The sequence below is a fragment of the Streptomyces sp. WAC06614 genome (assembly GCF_003949795.1).
Classification (GTDB): Bacteria; Actinomycetota; Actinomycetes; order Streptomycetales; family Streptomycetaceae; genus Streptomyces.
This window is the reverse complement of record NZ_RPRY01000006.1, coordinates 48,947-64,617: the sequence shown is the minus strand read 5'-3', so window position 1 is coordinate 64,617 and position 15,671 is coordinate 48,947. Positions and strand designations below refer to the sequence as shown.

The window sequence follows — 15,671 nt, the reverse complement described above, 5'->3', positions numbered from 1 at the left end:
CTCCCGCGGCCCCCGCCCGCAGGTCCGGCATGCCGGGTGTCCAGGGGCGCCGTACGGTGGGTCCGTGCGCCGCACCCCCGTAGCCGCCGCCGTGGCGGCGGCCCTGTGCGCGGCGGCGCTGTCCTGCGCCGCGCAGACCGACGAGACGCGGTTCCGGGACCCCCCGCCGCCCACGCCGGGTCTCTCGGCCCGGGTGACGTCCGTTCCGGCCGAGAAGCTGACGGGCACCTACCGGCCCGGCTGCCCCGTGGTGCCCGAGCGGCTACGGCTCATCCGGATGAACCACTGGGGCTTCGACGGGACCGTTCACCGGGGCGAGCTGGTCGTGCACGAGGATGCCGTGGGCCCGCTGCTGCACGTCTTCGAACGGGCCCTGGAGGCACGGTTCCCGATCCGCCGGATGCGGGTCATGGCCGCGTACGACGGGGACGACGCCCGGGCCATGGCCGACGACAACACCTCCGCGTTCAACTGCCGACGGGTCACCGGCGACCCCCGGTGGGTGTCCCGGCACGCCTGGGGCGACGCCGTGGACATCAACCCGGTCGAGAACCCGTACGTCGACGTCCGCGGCACCGTCCATCCCCCGAACGGGCGTACGCACCTCACCCGCGCCGACGACGGCGCCGGCCAGATCCACCCGGGCGATGCGGTGCTCCGGGCGTTCCGCGAGGTCGGCTGGTACTGGGGAGGCCGCTGGGCCAACCGCGACTACCAGCACTTCTCGGCCACCGGCCACTGAACGGCGGCCCGGGCGGCCGGTACCCGGCCCGGCTCACTGCGTGCCGAACCACGCCCGGGCGAGGGAGGCCAGGGTGCCGTCGGCCGGGGTGCCCAACTCCCGCATGTACCAGGGCAGGTTGCTGTACACGTGCAGCAGCGTGTACGCGAGGAGCAGCTCGGGGTCGAAGCGGCGTCCGTACGCCGCGCTCAGCCGGCCCATCAGCCGGGGGTCGCCGCGCGTGACGAACAGGCCCACGGCGACGAAGTCGTAGGCCGGGTCGCCGATCATGGCCGGTTCGAAGTCGAAGAGCCCGGACAGGCGTCGGCCGTCCGGCTCGACGAGGAGGTGCTCGCGCATCACCTCGGTGTGCAGCAGGACCCGGGCGGGGTCGCGCGGCAGCGCCACGGAGTCCAGGAACTCGGGGATCTGCTCCAGCCAGCCCTCACCCAGCCCGCGCTCGCGCTGGCGCGCCACGGCTCCGCCGCGCTGCCGGTCGAGGAACGCGCCCCAGTCCCCGGGGCCGAGGAGTCCGTCCAACGGGGTCGCATCGAGCGCGTGCAACGCGGCGAGCGCCTCGCCGACCTCGGTGACGATCCCCTCACGCCCGGCCTGCGGCAGCCGCTCCCAGACCTCGGCGAGGCCGTCGCCGCGGAGTCGGGACATGAGGACGTACTGCCATCCGTTCCCGCAGGGCCCGCACGCGTACAGGCGCGGCGTCGGCACGGGCAGCCGCCCCTGCAGGTACCCCAGCACCCGCCCCTCGGTGACGGCGTCCTCGGCGGAGGTCGCGGGGAACAGCTTGAGCACGTGCCCCTCCCCCACCGCGTACACGGGCACCGACCCCGCCTCGAACCGCACCAACGGCACCCCGCCCAGCCCGAGCCGCCCGCAGATCCCCTCGGCCCCGACCCGCAGCACGGCCTCGTCCGGGACGACCGCGTCCCCGTCCTCATCACTCACGACGGCAGGCAACATGCACCGGACGCTAGGCACTGCACCGGGCCGGGTGCAACGCAATTGGCGGGCCGGCCGGTCAGCCCAGGGGCTGGCGGGTTTCTGTGCGGACCTTCAGGGTGGTGGTGGCCATCGCGTCGAGGTCGATCGTCGTCGGGGACTGGCGGGAGGTCTTCTCCGTCACCATCGCGACCGAGGCGCCCGTGTTGCCGTCCGCCCAGGCGCACATGGGGAGGGTGACCTTCACGCCCTGTTCCGTGGTGGTGAGCACCTGGCAGGACACGGTGACCTCGGCGCCGGCGGGGGTGATGTCCTTCGGGGGGACCGCCACGGTCGCGCCGTCGCTCTGTGCGGCGCCGGCGAGCATCTTCTGCCGGGCTCCCGCCGGGTCCTTGAACCGGCCGTACATGCCGGAGATCACCAGGGCGCCCTTCTCCGTCGGGGAGGTGGACGAGTACTGGCCGACCGCGGGCTTCGGGTCGCGGATCTTCGGGTCGTACGCGCCGTCGAGGGCCTCCTTGCCCTTGGTCTGCGACAGGTCCTGGTCCAGGGCGTACGTGCCGCCCAGCAGGGTCTTCGGCACGGTCAGGCGGTACTTGGCCTCGGGGAAGTCGGAGGCGGTGGAGTCGGCCGGACCGGTGGCGCCGCCCGAGCCGCTGCCGGAGCCGCCCAGGTTCGCCACGACGAACCCCGCGGCCAGCAGGCCCGCCGCCACGGCGGCGACGATGCCCACGACCAGGCCCGTCCGGTTGCGCTGCGGCGGCCCCATCGGGGGCGGGCCCCAGCCGGTCGGGGCGGGGTACGGCTGCTGCTGCGGCGGGTAGGCGGCGTACGGCTGGGGTCCGCCGTGGGGCTGGGCGCCGTACGGATGCGGCCGGCCGGTCTGGTGCGGGGCGTACGGGCCGGGGGCGTGCGGGGGCTGCGACGGCGGAGGAGGCGTGCTCATGGAGCGAACGTTACGTCAACCGGGCGACAGCGCCCGCCCCTCCACGGCGCACGCCGTCCGTCACACCTGCGGCTTCGGGCGGGTCGTGCCGGGGAGGCAGCGGACGGCCGTGTTGAAGGTCTCGTACACGCCCTTGGGGTTCTTCTTCCAGAGCCACAGGTGCAGTGCGTAGTGGATCGGCTGGCCCGGGAAGTTGCCGCGCTGGGGGCCCTTGAACGGGGTGCCGAACAGGCTCGGGCGGTCGTCGGTCGTGGTCAGGTCCTGGTCCCGGTCGTAGACCAGCCACTGGACCCCGACCAGGCGCTTGCCGCCCCGGCCGTCGTCCTCGTAGAAGAGGGCGGCGGGCTTGGCCGGGTCGAGCGAGTTGTCCAGGGCGTGGTTGAAGTGCGGGTAGCCCAGGGCGCCCTGACCCGCGCGTTCCACGCAGTACTTGTCGGGGACGTAGCCGGCCTTCACCCCGTCGGCGTGCCGGAGGTAGCGGGCGGTGGCCCGGTAGACCGCGGCGCGTTGGGCCGCCGTCGTGGCGTTGTCCGCGCCCGCCGCCGTGGGGGCCGCCACGGCGGAGGGCAGCGTGACGGCGGCCGTCAGGGTCAGGGCCAGGGCGACCCGGCGCGGTACGGCGCCTCGGGTGACCGCTCCGGTCAGGGCGGAAACGACGGACGCTACGGACATGGCGGACTCCTCGGTGGGGGGCGGCGGCTGCCCCAGCAGCCTCGCCCCGGTCCCCGCCCGCCGCCACACGGCGGACCGGATGGCCGTCCGCCGGTTGGCGGACGGCCCGTTTCGCGGCCGGACCCGCCGGGGAACCCGTGTCCCCCGTAGAGCGCGAGGACCCCGGGGTCCCGCGAGTGACACGGAGGGTGCGGAACATGGCGCAGGCGCAGGAGAACTCGGCGCTGCACGAGATGGTGGCGGCGGTGTCCAGGGGCGCGCCGGAGTGGCGCACCTGCCCGCACCCGGCCTACGCGGCGCTGCGCGAGCAGGACCCGGTGTGCCGGCTGACGCCGCCGCACGGCGTGGAGACGTACCTGATCACCCGGTACGACGACGCCCGGGACGCCCTGTCCGACCCCCGGTTCAGCAAGGACATGCGGGGCGCGCTCGACACCTACCACGCCGTCTACGGCAGCTTCTTCGACGCCCTCGACGACAACGTCCTCTTCTCCGACCCGCCCCGGCACACCCGGCTGCGCCGCACCCTGCGCGGTGCCTTCAGCCCGCGACGGGTGGAGGGGATGCGCGGCCGGATCACCGAGATCACCGAGGCGCTGCTGGCCGCCTGCCGCGAGCACAACCACGTGGACCTGATGTCTTCCTTCGCCTTCCCGCTCCCGATCGCGGTGCTGTGCGAGCTGATGGGGATCCGGGAGGCGGACCGGCCGGAGATCCTGGAGCAGTTCGGGGTGGTGACGCGGTCCCGGTTCGACCCGTCGAAGAAGGCCGAACTGCACGCCGCCGAGGCCTGGTTGCAGAACCGGCTGGGCCGGCTGGTGCAGGAGACGCGGGACCACCCGTCGGACTCCTTCCTCAGCGACCTGGTGCGGGCGGAGGACGGCCTGGACGACGGCGAGCTGGTGGCCTCGCTGTGGGTGCTGTTCTTCGCGGGGCACAAGACCACGGCGTACCAGATCGGGAACTCGGTCCTGCACCTGCTGAACCGCCCCGAGCAGCTGGAGCTGCTGCGTCGCGCACCGCACCTGATCCCGGGCGCGGTGGAGGAGATCGTGCGGTTCGAGGGCTCGGTGGAGACGTCGACGTTCCGCTACGCCGCCGAGGAGGCCGAGATCCGGGGGACGGTCATCCCCAAGGGTGCGCTCGTCCAGATCGCCATCTCCGCGGCCAACCGGGACCCGCAGCGGTTCGACTCCCCGGACGAGCTGGACGTGACCCGGGAGGGCATCCAGAGCACCCACCTGGGCTTCGGCCACGGCACCCACTACTGCCTGGGCGCGCCGCTGGCGCGTCTGGAGCTGGAGATCGCGCTGGGCCGCCTGCTGCGGGACTTCCCGCGGCTCGCGCTGGCCGACCCCGAGGAGAGCGCGGGGGCCTGGCTGAAGGGGCCGGTGGCGGCGTTCCGCGGCCTGGAACGGCTCCCGGTGGTGATGGAGCCCGGGCGCGGGGGCGCCGAGGAGGTTCCCGTGACCGCCGCGTCCCGGGTGTAGCCGTTCCGCGCGCAGCCGTCCCGCGCCCATGTCCCGAGCGACGTCCAGAGCGATGAGCGACGTCCAGAGCGACGGCCTGACCGACAACCAGATCCGACGGGCGGTGGATTGGCATGCAGGATTCTGCGGGCACCCCGGGAGTGCGCCTGCTGGGAACGGCCGGCGAAGAGCTGGAGATCACCGGTGAACTCGTCCACGGCGTACGGGAGGAGGTGCACGGCGGCCAGTCGAAGATCGACATGCACCACCACTACTGCGCCCCCGAGTGGCGCGAGTGGGCCGAGCGGCACGAGCTGATCCGCCCGGAGCAGCTCCCGCCGTGGGCGAAGCTCGACGCCGACGCCTCGGTGCGGTTCATGGACCGGGCGGGGGTGGCGACGGCCGTGCTCAAGCCGATGCTGCCGGCCCGCTACCGTTCGACCGCGCAGCTGCGCGAGGCGATCACCCTCACGCTCCAGTCGATGGTCGAGGTAGCGGCGTCGCACCCGGGGCGGTTCTCGTTCTACGTGCCGCTGTTCCTGGACGACCTGGAGGCCTCGTCCTGGGCTGTGCGCCGCGGGCTCGGCCAACTCGGGGCGGTCGGCGTCAACCTGACGGCCAATTACGGCGGCGTCTACCTCGGCGACCCGGCGTACGACAAGGTGTTCGCCGAGCTGAACGAGGCCCGCGCCGTGGTGGACACCCATCCGCACAACCTCCCCGACGGTGCGGCGGCCGGACAGCCGGGGCAATCGGGACAGCCGGGGCAGTCCGGGATGCGGAGTACGGTGACCGGTGTCCCGAACTTCCTGTGCGACTTCCTGCTGGACACCACCCGGGCCGCGATCAACATGATCCGGAACCGGACCCTGGACCGCTTCCCGGACCTCTCCGTGATCCTCCCGCACGCCGGCGGCTTCCTGCCGTACATCGCCAACCGGCTGGAGGCGCTGGGGCAGTTCTGCCAGCCGCCGGTCGAGGCCGCCGCGGTCCGCGACCACCTCGGACGCTTCTACTACGACACGGCCGGCCCGATGGCCCCGGCGGCGACGCTGCTGGCCCATGTGCCGGCGGACCACGTCCTGTTCGGCACGGACTTCCCGGCCGCGCCGCCGGACACGGTCACCGAGCTGGCGCTGCCCGCGCTGGACGCCGACCCCTCGTTCACCCCGGCCCAACTGCGCGGTGTCTACCGGGACAACGCCCTCCGGTTGATCCCCCAGCTCGCCACGGTCTGACCTGCCCTCCTGCACCTGCGCCTGCACCGCCCCCGCCCGGCTCCGGGGATGGCGCAGATGATCATTCACTCATTAGGGTGAATGATCAGACAGTTGCAGAAAGTGAGTGCAGACAGATGCATCCGACGTTCGTCCTGGTTCACGGCGCCTTCGCAAGCTCCTTCTCCTTCGCACCGCTCCAGGCCGAACTCGGCCTCCTCGGACACCGTTCGGTCGCGGTCGACCTGCCGGGTCACGGGTTCGCCGCGACGTACCCGCGCGCGTACCAGGCGCCCCAGGACCTCGGTGAGCTCGCCGCCACCCCTGGGGTCATGAAAGGGGTCACGCTCGCCGACAACGCCGCGCACCTGATCGGGATCCTGGAGCGGGCCAGGCGGAACGGGCCCGTCATCCTCGTCGCGCACAGCCGCGGCGGCCTGACGGCCACCGTCGTGGCCAACCAGCGGCCCGACCTGATCGACCGCATCGTCTACGTCTCCGCCTGGTGCCCGGTCGACCTCGACGTCAGCGGCTACTACGCCTCGCCCGAGATGGCCACGATTGACCCCACGCGGCTGGCCGCGGCGCTGGTGGGCAACCCGCTCGAACTCGGTCTGCTGCGGTCCAACTTCCGTACCGCCGACCCCGCCGCGCTCGCGGCCTTCAAGGCGGCCTTCCTCGCCGACGGGACCGACGAGGAGTTCATGGTCTTCCTCAACGCCCTGCAGCCCGACGAGAACCTCGATGTCGGCACCCCGGACGACCGTGCCCAGGCCGCCACTTGGGGCGTGATCCCCAAGACGTACGTCCGGCTGACCGAGGACGCCAGCATCCCGCTCGCCGTGCAGGACCGGATGATCCGCGAGGGGGACGCGCTGACGCCGGAGAACCCCTTCGACGTACGCACGCTCCCCGGCAGCCACCTGAAGTGGCTGGTCGACCCGGCCCCGGCCGCCCGGGTCCTGGCCGAGGTCGCCGCTCTCCTGCCGGCCGGGTCATGAGCTGAGCGGCACGGTGGGCGCTCCCGCGCCGGTCGGGGGAGCGCCGCCGCGGGCGAGCTGGTCGCCCAGCGGGCTGCGCCGGTAGAGGACCTGCCGTCCCTGGCGGGCGCGGGTGAGCAGACCGGCGGCGTGCAGGACGCGCAGGTGCTGGGAGACGGCGCTCGGGGTGACCCGCAGACGGCGGGCCAGTTCGATGGTGGCGAGGGGTTCCGCCAGGAGGCCGAGCAGCCGGGCCCGGGGCGCGCCGAGGAGCGGGACCAGGGCCCTTGCCGCTCCCGCCGGGGCGTCGCCCCCCGGGCCCGGCAGTGGCGCCCACAGCGTGGCCACGCCCCGGCAGGGGTAGAGCAGCGAGGGCGGTTCCTCCGGGTCGACGGGAGGGGCCGGCTTGTGGGCGAAGACGGACGGGACGAGCAGCAGGCCCTGGCCGGAGGCGCGGACCCGGTGCGTGCTGAGCATCTTGTGGATGTGCAGCACCCCCTCCTGCCAGCGCAGACTGGGATGGATGTCCGCGAAGAGCAGCCCGGCCCCGCCCCGGGCGAGCTGCCGCGCCCGGTAGGTCATGTCGGCCTCGGCCACGAGCCGGATCTGCGGCCAGTACGGCCGGACGGCGATCTCCCAGTAGCGGTGCAGCACTGCGCAGAGGGAGTCCCTGAGCGCGGCGACGGCTCCGTCCCGGGCGCCTGCCCCGGCCCCGGCGACGACCCCGGCCGGGGCCCCGGGGTGCGCCGCCGCCCGCAAGGGCGCCGGGAGCGGGTCCGGGGCATGGGCGGCCAGCAGGTCGCGGCGGACCCGCTCGGGCGGGGTCCGGCGGACCACGTCCAGCTCGTCCTCGAACGGCGACTCGAAGGCGGTCGGCCGGGGCGTGAGGAAGTCGGGAAGGGTCAGCCGCCCGGCCACGACCGACATCAGCAGCCCGGTGTCCAGCCCCGCCTCGGCGACGCGGGCCCGTACGGTCCTGCGCCACGGCAGGTGCAGGGCGGACAGTCCCGGGTCCCGCAGCACCCGCAGGCTCAGCACGGTCTCCCCCAGGGGAGACACCGCGAACCGCGTCTGGGCGAGATCCTCGACCCCGAGCTCGAAGCTGATCATTAAGCCCTACGCTACATCCTTTGGCAGGGCCCTGGCCGTGCCGTGGACTGGGACGCATGACTCCCCGCACCTGTGCCCGGCCCCGGGCGGTGGCATGAGCCGACGGCTGGTCCTGCTCCTGGCCCTGACCTGCGGTGTCGCCGTGGGCAACCTCTACTTCCCGCAGGCCGTCGGCCCGCTGATCGCCACGGGGCTCGGCGTGTCCCCCGGCACGGCCACCCTGGTGGTGACGGCCACGCAGATCGGCTACACCGTCGGGATGGTGCTGCTGGTCCCGCTCGGCGACCGCTTCCCGCACCGCACGCTCCTGGTCGTCCTGCTCACCCTGACCGGCCTGGCCCTGCTGGGCGCCGGCTGCGCCCCGTCCCTCCCGCCGCTGGTCGCCGCGAGCGCCCTGGTCGGGCTGACCACGGTGGCCGCGCAGATCATCGGCCCGCTCGCGGCCGGCCTGGTCGCGCCCGACCGGCGCGGGGCGGTGCTCGGCACCCTGCTCAGCGGCTCCACCGGGGGCATGCTGCTGGCCCGTACGTTCAGCGGGACGCTCGGCGAACGGCTCGGCTGGCGGGCGCCCTACCTGGTCGCCGCGGTCGTCGCACTGGGGCTGGCGGCGGTGATGGCCCTCGTGGTGCCCGTCACCACCCCGTCCGCCGCCGCCGTCCGCCGCCCCTACGCCGCCTTCCTGTGCGAACCGCTGCACCTGCTGCGCGCCGAGCCCGAGCTGCGCCGCTCCTGCCTCTACCAGGCCGCCGCCTTCGGCGGGTTCTCGGCCGCCTGGACCAGCGTGGCCCTGCTGCTGACCGGGCCGCTGTACGGGCTGGGGGCCGAGGCCGTCGGGCTGCTGGCGCTGGTCGGCGCCGTCACCCTGGTCTGCACGCCCTACGCCGGCCGCCTCGTGGACCGGCACGGGCCCGACCCGGTCAACCTGGTCTCGCTGCTCGGCATCGTCGCCTCCGCCGCGGTCCTGCTGGTGGGCGCCGGGGGCGGCGTGCGGGGCCTGGCCGGACTGACCGCGGGCACGCTCCTGCTCGACGTCGCCATGCAGTGCGGCATGGTCGCCAACCTCGCCCGGGTGTACGCCCTGCGCCCGGACGCCCGCAGCCGGCTCAACACCGCGTACATGACGTGCGCCTACCTGGGCGGCACCGTCGGCTCCTGGCTGGGGGTCCGGGCCCACACCGCGTACGGCTGGCCGGCGGTCTGCGCCCTGGTCGCGCTGCTCGCCGCGGTGGCCCTGGCCCGCCACCTGCTGCCCCGGCGCCACCCGGCCGACCCGGACCGCCGGCCCCGGACGGCGGCCGCGACCGCCGACGGGCCATCCGCTGCACGCTGACCACCGGCTGCCTCGGACGGCCCGTACGACGGGCACGAAGTCGGCCCGGACGGCCGGCTCAGCAGCCAGAACCGGGCTACTACCGGGAGACCGGTCCGGCGATGGCCTCGGCCGCCCGCCGGGTCGTCGCCGAGGGGACGGCCGAGGTGACGGCCGAGGTGACCGCCGGGGCGTCGACCGGGGCAACCGCCGAGCCGTCGGCCGAAGCCTCGGCCAGCGTGGGGTAGTCGGTGTAGCCCGTCGCCCCTCCCACGTACATCGTGTACGCCTCCCGGACGGGGTTGAGCGGGGCGCCGGTGCGCAGCCGCTCGACCAGGTCGGGATTGGCGAGGAAGCCACGGCCCAGGGCGACCAGATCGGCTCCGGCGGCCAACAGCCTTTCCCCGGCAGCCAGTCCGCCGTCGGCGGGCAGCGGGGCCGGCCAGCCCAGGGCCGGGTTGGCCATCAGCGTGCCCGGCCAGTCCGCCCGGAGCCGGGCGAAGAGCGGGTCGGCGGGGTCGGCGAACTCCAGGTGCAGGTAGGCGAGTTCGGAATCGGCCAGGGCGGCGAGCAGGGCGGCGTAGAGGTGCGGGGTCTCGTCGCCCTCCTGGATGCCGTTGACGGTGTTGGCCGGGGAGATGCGCAGACCCACGCGCTCGGGACCGATCGCCTCGGCCACCGCCCGGGTGACCTCGACCGCGAAGCGGACTCGGCCGGCGACCGTCCCTCCGTAGGCGTCGGTACGACGGTTGGTGTTGGCCGCCATGAACTGGTGGAGGAGCATGCCGTTGGCCGCGTGCACCTCGACCCCGGCGAAGCCGGCCGCGACCGCGTTGCGGGCCGCCCGGGCGAAGTCGGCCACGGTGGAGCGGATGTCCTGGAGGGTCATCTCGCGGGGCACGACGGCCGGTACGCGGCCGTCGGGGGTGTGGATGGTGTCGGGCAGCGGGATCGCGGACGGCGCCACCGGGGTCAGTCCGCTGGTGCGGGGGTGGCTGACCCGGCCGCCGTGCTGGAGCTGGAGGAACATCGCACCGCCGGCCGCACGCACGGCGTCGGTGACCTGCCGCCAGCCCGCCACGTGGGCCGGGGTGTGGATCGCGGGGATGTTCGGGAAGGTCTGCCCGACCGGGTTCGGTGTCGTGCCCTCGGCGATGATGAGGCCGGCCGATGCACGCTGGACGTAGTACGTGGTCATCAGCTCCCCGGGGACGCCGTCGGCCCCGGCCCGGTTGCGGCTGAGCGGGGCCATGACCAGACGGTTGGCCAGCGGGAGCGGGCCGAGGGAGGTGGGGAGGAAGAGGCCGGGGGTCTTGGTCGTCGATGTCATGGCCGTACCGTAGGAACTGACACCGGTGTCAGGTTCAAGTCCGCGAGGCCGTCGGCCCCGGCGGGCGGTCGGTCGGACCGACCAGGACGGGGAGGATGCGGTCATGCGGATCGGGGAACTGGCCGAACGGACGGGCGTGAGCGAGCGGTCGCTGCGCTACTACGAGCAGCAGGGCCTGCTCACGGCCGAGCGCACCGCGGGCGGCCACCGCGCGTTCGGGCCGTGGGCGGTGGACCGGGTGATCCGGATCCAGGCACTGTACGCCGCCGGCCTGAACAGCGCGAAGATCGCCGAGCTGCTGCCGTGCATGCGGGACGCCGACGGTGGCCCGTCGGAACGGGCCACCGGCAAGCTCGTCGCCGAACTGCGGCACGAACGGGAACGGATCGACCGCCTGATCGCGGACCTCGTCCTGTCCCGGGAGGTCCTGGACGAGGCCATCGACATGGCGGCCCGGCCGAGGTCGGACGCGGCCTGACCGGACGCGGACCGCGAGGTCCACGCCCGGTCAGCCGGCGGCCGGTCAGCCGGACAGGACCTTGGTGGCCACCGGGGTCGGTACGGGGGCCAGGCCTGCCGGACGGGTGGTGAACGTGCCGCGGCCCTGGGTGCGGCTGCGCAGGCCGGACGCGTAGCCGAACAGCTCGGCCAGCGGGACGACCGCGGTCACCGCCGCCGTACCGGACCGGCTGGTGGAGCCGGCGACCCGGCCCCGGCGGGCGGCGAGGTCACCGAGGACCGTGCCGACCGCGTCCTCGGGGACCGTGACCACGACCTCGACCACGGGCTCCAGCAGCGCCATCGTGCTCGCCCGGAGGGCGGCCCGCAGCGCGGCCCGGCCCGCCGTGCGGAACGCCACCTCCGAGGAGTCCTTCACATGGGTGGACCCGTCGGTGAGCGTGACCCGTAGGCCCGTCACCGGGTGCCCGCCCAGCGGACCGTCGGCGAGCGCGTCCCGGCAGCCGGCCTCGACCGCGCGGACGAACTCCTGCGGGACCCGCCCGCCGACCACGGTCGACCGGAACGCGAACACACCACCGTCGCGCCCGACTTCGGCCCCGTCCCGGCCTTCGCCTTCGCCGTCCCCCCAAGGTTCGAGATCGATGACGACATGGGCGAACTGGCCCGAGCCACCGTCCTGTTTGACGTGCCGGTGGACCAGGCCCGTGACGCCGCGGACCACGGTCTCCCGGTAGGAGACCTGCGGCCGGCCCACGGTGACCTCCAGGCGGTGGTCGCGGCGGATCTTCTCCACGGCCACCTCCAGATGGAGTTCGCCCATCCCCGAGAGCACGGTCTGGCCGGTCTCGGGGTCGCTGCGCACGACGAGCGAGGGGTCCTCCTCGACCAGTCGTGCCAGGGCGGCGGCGAGCCGTCCGGTGTCGGTGCTGCGGCGTGCCTCGACCGCGACCGACACCACGGGTACGGCGGTGACGGGCGGTTCGAGGAGCAGCGGCGCCTGCGGCGCGCACAGGGTCGTCCCGGCCCGGGCCGTCTTGAGCCCGACGACGGCGACGATGTCGCCGGCGCGGGCCTGGTCCAGCTCGGTGTGCCGGTCCGCCTGGACGCGCAGGATCCGGGCGATCCGCTCGGTGCGGCCGGTGCCGACGTCGAGCACGGTGTCCCCCTTCCGCAGGGTTCCCGAGTAGAGGCGCAGGTAGGTCAGCCGTCCGGTGGCCGTTGCGGCCACCTTGAAGGCCAGGGCGGCGAGCGGCGCACCGGGATCGGCCGCACGTTCGAGCCCGTCCTCGCCCTCACCGCCGTGGCTCGTGCCCGTGCCCGTGCCCGCCGCGACGCCCCGGACGGGGGGCTTGTCGGCGGGCGAGGGCAGATACGCGAGGACGGCGTCCAGCAGCGGTTCGACCCCGCGGTTGCGGTAGGCCGAGCCGCACAGCACGACCGTGCCCGAGCCGTCGAGGGTGACCTCGCGCAGGGCGAGCGCGAGGGTCTCGTCGGTGAGGGCGCCGGCGGCGCAGAACTCCTCCAGGGCGGTCGGGTGGAGCTCGGCGGCGGTCTCCTCCAGCAGGCGCCGCCGCCGACGGGTCTCCTCGCGCAGCTCGGCGGGCACCTCGCCGGCCTCGTACGCGGTGGCGTCCGCGGGCCAGTGCAGCGCCCGCATCCGGACGAGGTCGACGACGCCCGTGAAGCCGTCCTCGACGCCGATCGGCAGCTGGGTCACCAGGGGCACGGCGCCGAGCCGGTCCCGCAGGGAGGCGACGGCGGTGTCGAGGTCGGCGCCCGCGCGGTCGAGCTTGTTGACGAACGCGATGCGCGGGACGCCGTACCTCTGCGCCTGCCGCCACACCGACTCGCTCTGCGGCTCGACCCCGGCGACGGCGTCGAACACGGCGACCGCACCGTCCAGGACGCGCAGCGACCGCTCGACCTCGTCCGCGAAGTCGACGTGCCCCGGGGTGTCGATCAGGTTGATCCGGTGGCCGTCCCAGGCACAACTGACGGCCGCCGCGAAGATGGTGATGCCACGGTCGCGCTCCTGGGCGTCGAAGTCGGTGACGGTGGTGCCCTCGTGGACCTCGCCCCGCTTGTGCACGGCGCCGGTCGCGAAGAGGATCCGCTCGGTGACGGTCGTCTTGCCGGCGTCGACGTGGGCGAGGATGCCGAGGTTACGGACGGCGGTGAGGTCGGAACGGGAGGAAGGGGCAGGGGTTCGCCGGTCGGTGCGCATGGCCCGGGCCTTTCGGTTGCTCTACGGGAAAGGGGCTGCGCGATTCCCGGACGTGGCGAGCGACGGGAGGGTTCAAGGGGCGAGGGCAGGGGCGTGGGGTCGCCGCGCCGCGCCCCTGGGGGGCGGACGGGCAGGGATCACCCAGGACCCGGGCCCGGACCCTGACCTCCTCGCAGAGGGGTCACGTCACGGGCGTACGGTGCCGGCCGCGCAGCAGGCACCGCGCGGCACGGGACACCGGGATCACGTCGTACCGGGCACGGGGAACGAGGGCGACGGTGCGCTGACGGCACATGACCTGGTCCCCTCTCCGTGTGTGACGTGACGCCACGGTGGTGGCGTGCGATGCGAGTGTAGGAAGGCGCAGACGCCACGGCACGCCATTTAACGCGGCCCTCCCCCCGCTCGCGGCCGAGCTGCCCGGCCGCATGCCGGCCCTGCGGCCCCTGCCCGTGCGGCGGCCCTGATGGCAGGGGGCGGCGATCGGGAGGAGAATGGGGGTGGGTGGGCGAACGGAGGGCCGCCATCATGCTGGGCGAGAGCAAGGCATTCAGCAGCTACTCGGTCGACAGCATCGAGCGGGCGAGGGTTTTCTCCGTGGACCGGGCCGTGGACGCGCCGGGCACGGCGATCGCCTGGTTCACGAACCCGGCCGGCCATGTGCTGTCGGTGGTGCAGCAGCGATGAGCGGCGAGCAACCGCACGGCGAACCCGCCAAGGGCCGGCTGACCGAACTGCTGGAGAATCCGGTCGTCGGCATGGCGCCGTGGATCCTCTTCTCGCTGCTCGTCGGCCCCGGCCGGTTCGAGCTGGCGGTGGGTCTGGCCCTGGCGTGCGCCGTCGTGCTGGTCGTGGCGGGCCGGGTGGTGCACCGGGGCAGCTCGTGGAAGCTGCTGGAGATCGCCGACGTGGTGTTCTTCGCGGTCCTCGCCGTGGTCGGTGCCCTGGCGAGCGCCGGTACGCTGCGCTGGCTGGAGACCTACGCCGGAGAGCTCGCCAGCATCACGCTCGCGGTGATCGCCTTCGGCTCGATCGCGATCGGGGTCCCGTTCACCCTCCAGTACGCCAAGGAACAGGTGGACCCCGTCTACTGGAACACCCCCCTCTTCCTGCGCACCAACCGGGTCATCACGGCGGTGTGGGGCCTGGCCTTCCTGGTCTCGGCCGCCGCGGGCGCCTACGGCGACCTGGTGCTGCGCGACCCGGACAACGCGTGGACCAGCTGGATCATCCCGATCCTGGCGATCGTCGCGGCCCTGAAGTTCACGGCCCGGTACCCCGAGGCGGTCAGGGAGCGCGCCCGCGCCGAGGAGTGACCTCGCGCGGCCCCGGTCGTTGGTACCGGGGAAGCGACCGGGGGCCGCCGAGATGAGCCAGCCGAGATGAGCCAGCAGACCGACACCGAAGCCCACTACCGCCGCCACGTCCTGCCGTACTACCGGGCGTTCGGCTCGCGGTTCGGCTACGCAGCCCTGCTGGGGCGGACCCGCCACTTCGGGTGGTACGAGCCGCACCACGCGCCGTGGGAGTTCGCGGCGGCCATGCGCCGCATGGAACTGGTCGCCGTGCGCAGGCTCGGCCTGGCGCCGGGGGCGTCCGTGCTCGACGCCGGCTGCGGGGTCGGGGACACGGCGCGTACGGTCGCCCGGGCGGGCCGGGCGTACGTCACCGGCATCGACGGGATCCAGCCGGACCTGGTCATTGCACGGCAGCGGTCGGCCCGGGCCGGCGGGCCGGGGGCCCGGACCCGGTTCCTGCGGGCCGACTACCACGCCCTGCCGTTCGCCGACGGCTCGTTCGACGGCGCCTACACCATGGAGTCCTTCGTCCACTCCCCCGATCCGGCGCGCGGCCTCGCCGAGTTCTTCCGTGTCCTGCGGCCGGGCGGGCGGCTGGTGATGTTCGAGTACTCCAGCACCCCGGAGGCCGAGCTGTCACCGCGCGCCCGGTCCGCCCTGCGCCGGATGTGCGCGCTGTCGGGCATGCCCGGGATGCTCGCGATGACCCACGGCGAGCTGGAACGGCTCCTGACGCGGACCGGTTTCCTGGTCGAGCCGGCCTACGACGCGACCGCGAAGGTCCTGCCCATGCTGCGGGCGTTCTGGCAGCTCGGTCTGCTGCCGTACAGCGTGGCGTGCGGCCTGGGGCGCGGGGACCGCCTGGTCAACGCGATGAGCGGGGTCGAGATGTACCGGCACCAGGAGGCCTGGCGGTACACCATCTGCGCCGCCACCCGCCCCTGACACGTGGGTCGCGCCCCGCCGGACGCCCCCG

15 protein-coding genes are annotated in these 15,671 nt (G+C 74.1%); 9 read left to right on the top strand and 6 right to left on the bottom strand.

The window, feature by feature from the left end:
* Positions 1-64 precede the first annotated feature (64 nt).
* Complete coding sequence (locus tag EF918_RS01810) at positions 65-742, top strand: M15 family metallopeptidase (RefSeq protein WP_125639447.1); 678 nt, start codon at positions 65-67, stop codon at positions 740-742.
* Positions 743-775: 33 nt separating this feature from the next.
* Here the strand turns inward: EF918_RS01810 and EF918_RS01805 are convergent, their stop codons facing one another.
* The 3 genes from EF918_RS01805 to EF918_RS01795 are packed head-to-tail and all read right to left on the bottom strand — an operon-like array spanning position 776 to position 3,296.
* Complete coding sequence (locus EF918_RS01805; RefSeq protein WP_125639443.1) at positions 776-1,699, bottom strand: phosphotransferase; 924 nt, start codon at positions 1,697-1,699, stop codon at positions 776-778.
* A 58-nt stretch (positions 1,700-1,757) separates the two neighbouring features.
* Positions 1,758-2,624: a hypothetical protein gene (locus EF918_RS01800; protein WP_125639440.1), complete on the bottom strand. Its 867-nt coding sequence runs from the start codon at positions 2,622-2,624 to the stop codon at positions 1,758-1,760.
* Positions 2,625-2,684: 60 nt separating this feature from the next.
* Positions 2,685-3,296: a hypothetical protein gene (locus EF918_RS01795; RefSeq protein ID WP_125639437.1), complete on the bottom strand. Its 612-nt coding sequence runs from the start codon at positions 3,294-3,296 to the stop codon at positions 2,685-2,687.
* A gap of 197 nt (positions 3,297-3,493) precedes the next feature.
* On the opposite strand from EF918_RS01795, the gene EF918_RS01790 reads away from it, so the two are divergent.
* The 3 genes from EF918_RS01790 (at position 3,494) to EF918_RS01780 (ending at position 6,983) form a co-directional block, all read left to right on the top strand.
* Positions 3,494-4,786 (top strand): cytochrome P450, encoded by a 1,293-nt coding sequence (locus EF918_RS01790; protein WP_125639434.1) that lies wholly within the window; start codon positions 3,494-3,496, stop codon positions 4,784-4,786.
* A gap of 113 nt (positions 4,787-4,899) precedes the next feature.
* Entirely contained in the window at positions 4,900-6,003 is a 1,104-nt protein-coding gene (locus EF918_RS01785) for an amidohydrolase family protein (protein WP_125639431.1), read from the top strand.
* Positions 6,004-6,119: 116 nt separating this feature from the next.
* The gene (locus EF918_RS01780) at positions 6,120-6,983 is read left to right on the top strand and encodes an alpha/beta fold hydrolase (RefSeq protein WP_125639428.1); all 864 of its coding nucleotides are present in this window, start codon (positions 6,120-6,122) and stop codon (positions 6,981-6,983) included.
* Here the strand turns inward: EF918_RS01780 and EF918_RS01775 are convergent.
* Positions 6,978-8,072 (bottom strand): ArsR family transcriptional regulator, encoded by a 1,095-nt coding sequence (locus EF918_RS01775; protein ID WP_125639425.1) that lies wholly within the window; start codon positions 8,070-8,072, stop codon positions 6,978-6,980. The two genes, EF918_RS01780 and EF918_RS01775, sit on opposite strands and share 6 nt — an antisense overlap.
* Before the next feature lie 94 nt (positions 8,073-8,166).
* On the opposite strand from EF918_RS01775, the gene EF918_RS01770 reads away from it, so the two are divergent.
* The gene (locus tag EF918_RS01770) at positions 8,167-9,402 is read left to right on the top strand and encodes an MFS transporter (RefSeq protein WP_125639422.1); all 1,236 of its coding nucleotides are present in this window, start codon (positions 8,167-8,169) and stop codon (positions 9,400-9,402) included.
* Positions 9,403-9,481: 79 nt separating this feature from the next.
* Here EF918_RS01770 and EF918_RS01765 read toward each other — a convergent pair whose 3' ends face one another.
* Positions 9,482-10,711: an alkene reductase gene (locus EF918_RS01765; protein WP_125639418.1), complete on the bottom strand. Its 1,230-nt coding sequence runs from the start codon at positions 10,709-10,711 to the stop codon at positions 9,482-9,484.
* Positions 10,712-10,814: 103 nt separating this feature from the next.
* Between EF918_RS01765 and EF918_RS01760 the strand changes: the two genes are divergently transcribed.
* Entirely contained in the window at positions 10,815-11,189 is a 375-nt protein-coding gene (locus tag EF918_RS01760) for a MerR family transcriptional regulator (RefSeq protein ID WP_125639415.1), read from the top strand.
* A gap of 45 nt (positions 11,190-11,234) precedes the next feature.
* Here EF918_RS01760 and fusA read toward each other — a convergent pair whose 3' ends face one another.
* Positions 11,235-13,397 (bottom strand): elongation factor G, encoded by a 2,163-nt coding sequence (gene fusA, locus EF918_RS01755; protein WP_125639412.1) that lies wholly within the window; start codon positions 13,395-13,397, stop codon positions 11,235-11,237.
* Between the two features lie 504 nt (positions 13,398-13,901).
* On the opposite strand from fusA, the gene EF918_RS01750 reads away from it, so the two are divergent.
* The 3 genes from EF918_RS01750 (at position 13,902) to EF918_RS38940 (ending at position 15,640) form a co-directional block, all read left to right on the top strand.
* Positions 13,902-14,084 (top strand): hypothetical protein, encoded by a 183-nt coding sequence (locus tag EF918_RS01750; RefSeq protein ID WP_125639409.1) that lies wholly within the window; start codon positions 13,902-13,904, stop codon positions 14,082-14,084.
* Positions 14,081-14,713, top strand: a complete 633-nt coding sequence (locus tag EF918_RS01745) for a hypothetical protein (protein ID WP_185921552.1) — start codon at positions 14,081-14,083, stop codon at positions 14,711-14,713. The genes EF918_RS01750 and EF918_RS01745 overlap by 4 nt, the downstream gene beginning before the upstream one ends.
* Positions 14,714-14,779: 66 nt before the next feature.
* Entirely contained in the window at positions 14,780-15,640 is an 861-nt protein-coding gene (locus EF918_RS38940) for a class I SAM-dependent methyltransferase (RefSeq protein ID WP_125639406.1), read from the top strand.
* Positions 15,641-15,671 lie beyond the last annotated feature (31 nt).

What these genes read in the sequence shown, in the direction of transcription:
- EF918_RS01805 (WP_125639443.1), bottom strand. Translation starts at nt 1,699, where the DNA reads ATGTTGCCTGCCGTCGTGAGTGATGAGGACGGGGACGCGGTCGTCCCG.
- EF918_RS01800 (WP_125639440.1), bottom strand. Translation starts at nt 2,624, where the DNA reads ATGAGCACGCCTCCTCCGCCGTCGCAGCCCCCGCACGCCCCCGGCCCG.
- EF918_RS01795 (WP_125639437.1), bottom strand. Translation starts at nt 3,296, where the DNA reads ATGTCCGTAGCGTCCGTCGTTTCCGCCCTGACCGGAGCGGTCACCCGA.
- EF918_RS01790 (WP_125639434.1), top strand. Translation starts at nt 3,494, where the DNA reads ATGGCGCAGGCGCAGGAGAACTCGGCGCTGCACGAGATGGTGGCGGCG.
- EF918_RS01785 (WP_125639431.1), top strand. Translation starts at nt 4,900, where the DNA reads ATGCAGGATTCTGCGGGCACCCCGGGAGTGCGCCTGCTGGGAACGGCC.
- EF918_RS01780 (WP_125639428.1), top strand. Translation starts at nt 6,120, where the DNA reads ATGCATCCGACGTTCGTCCTGGTTCACGGCGCCTTCGCAAGCTCCTTC.
- EF918_RS01775 (WP_125639425.1), bottom strand. Translation starts at nt 8,072, where the DNA reads ATGATCAGCTTCGAGCTCGGGGTCGAGGATCTCGCCCAGACGCGGTTC.
- EF918_RS01770 (WP_125639422.1), top strand. Translation starts at nt 8,167, where the DNA reads ATGAGCCGACGGCTGGTCCTGCTCCTGGCCCTGACCTGCGGTGTCGCC.
- EF918_RS01765 (WP_125639418.1), bottom strand. Translation starts at nt 10,711, where the DNA reads ATGACATCGACGACCAAGACCCCCGGCCTCTTCCTCCCCACCTCCCTC.
- EF918_RS01760 (WP_125639415.1), top strand. Translation starts at nt 10,815, where the DNA reads ATGCGGATCGGGGAACTGGCCGAACGGACGGGCGTGAGCGAGCGGTCG.
- fusA (WP_125639412.1), bottom strand. Translation starts at nt 13,397, where the DNA reads ATGCGCACCGACCGGCGAACCCCTGCCCCTTCCTCCCGTTCCGACCTC.
- EF918_RS01745 (WP_185921552.1), top strand. Translation starts at nt 14,081, where the DNA reads ATGAGCGGCGAGCAACCGCACGGCGAACCCGCCAAGGGCCGGCTGACC.
- EF918_RS38940 (WP_125639406.1), top strand. Translation starts at nt 14,780, where the DNA reads ATGAGCCAGCAGACCGACACCGAAGCCCACTACCGCCGCCACGTCCTG.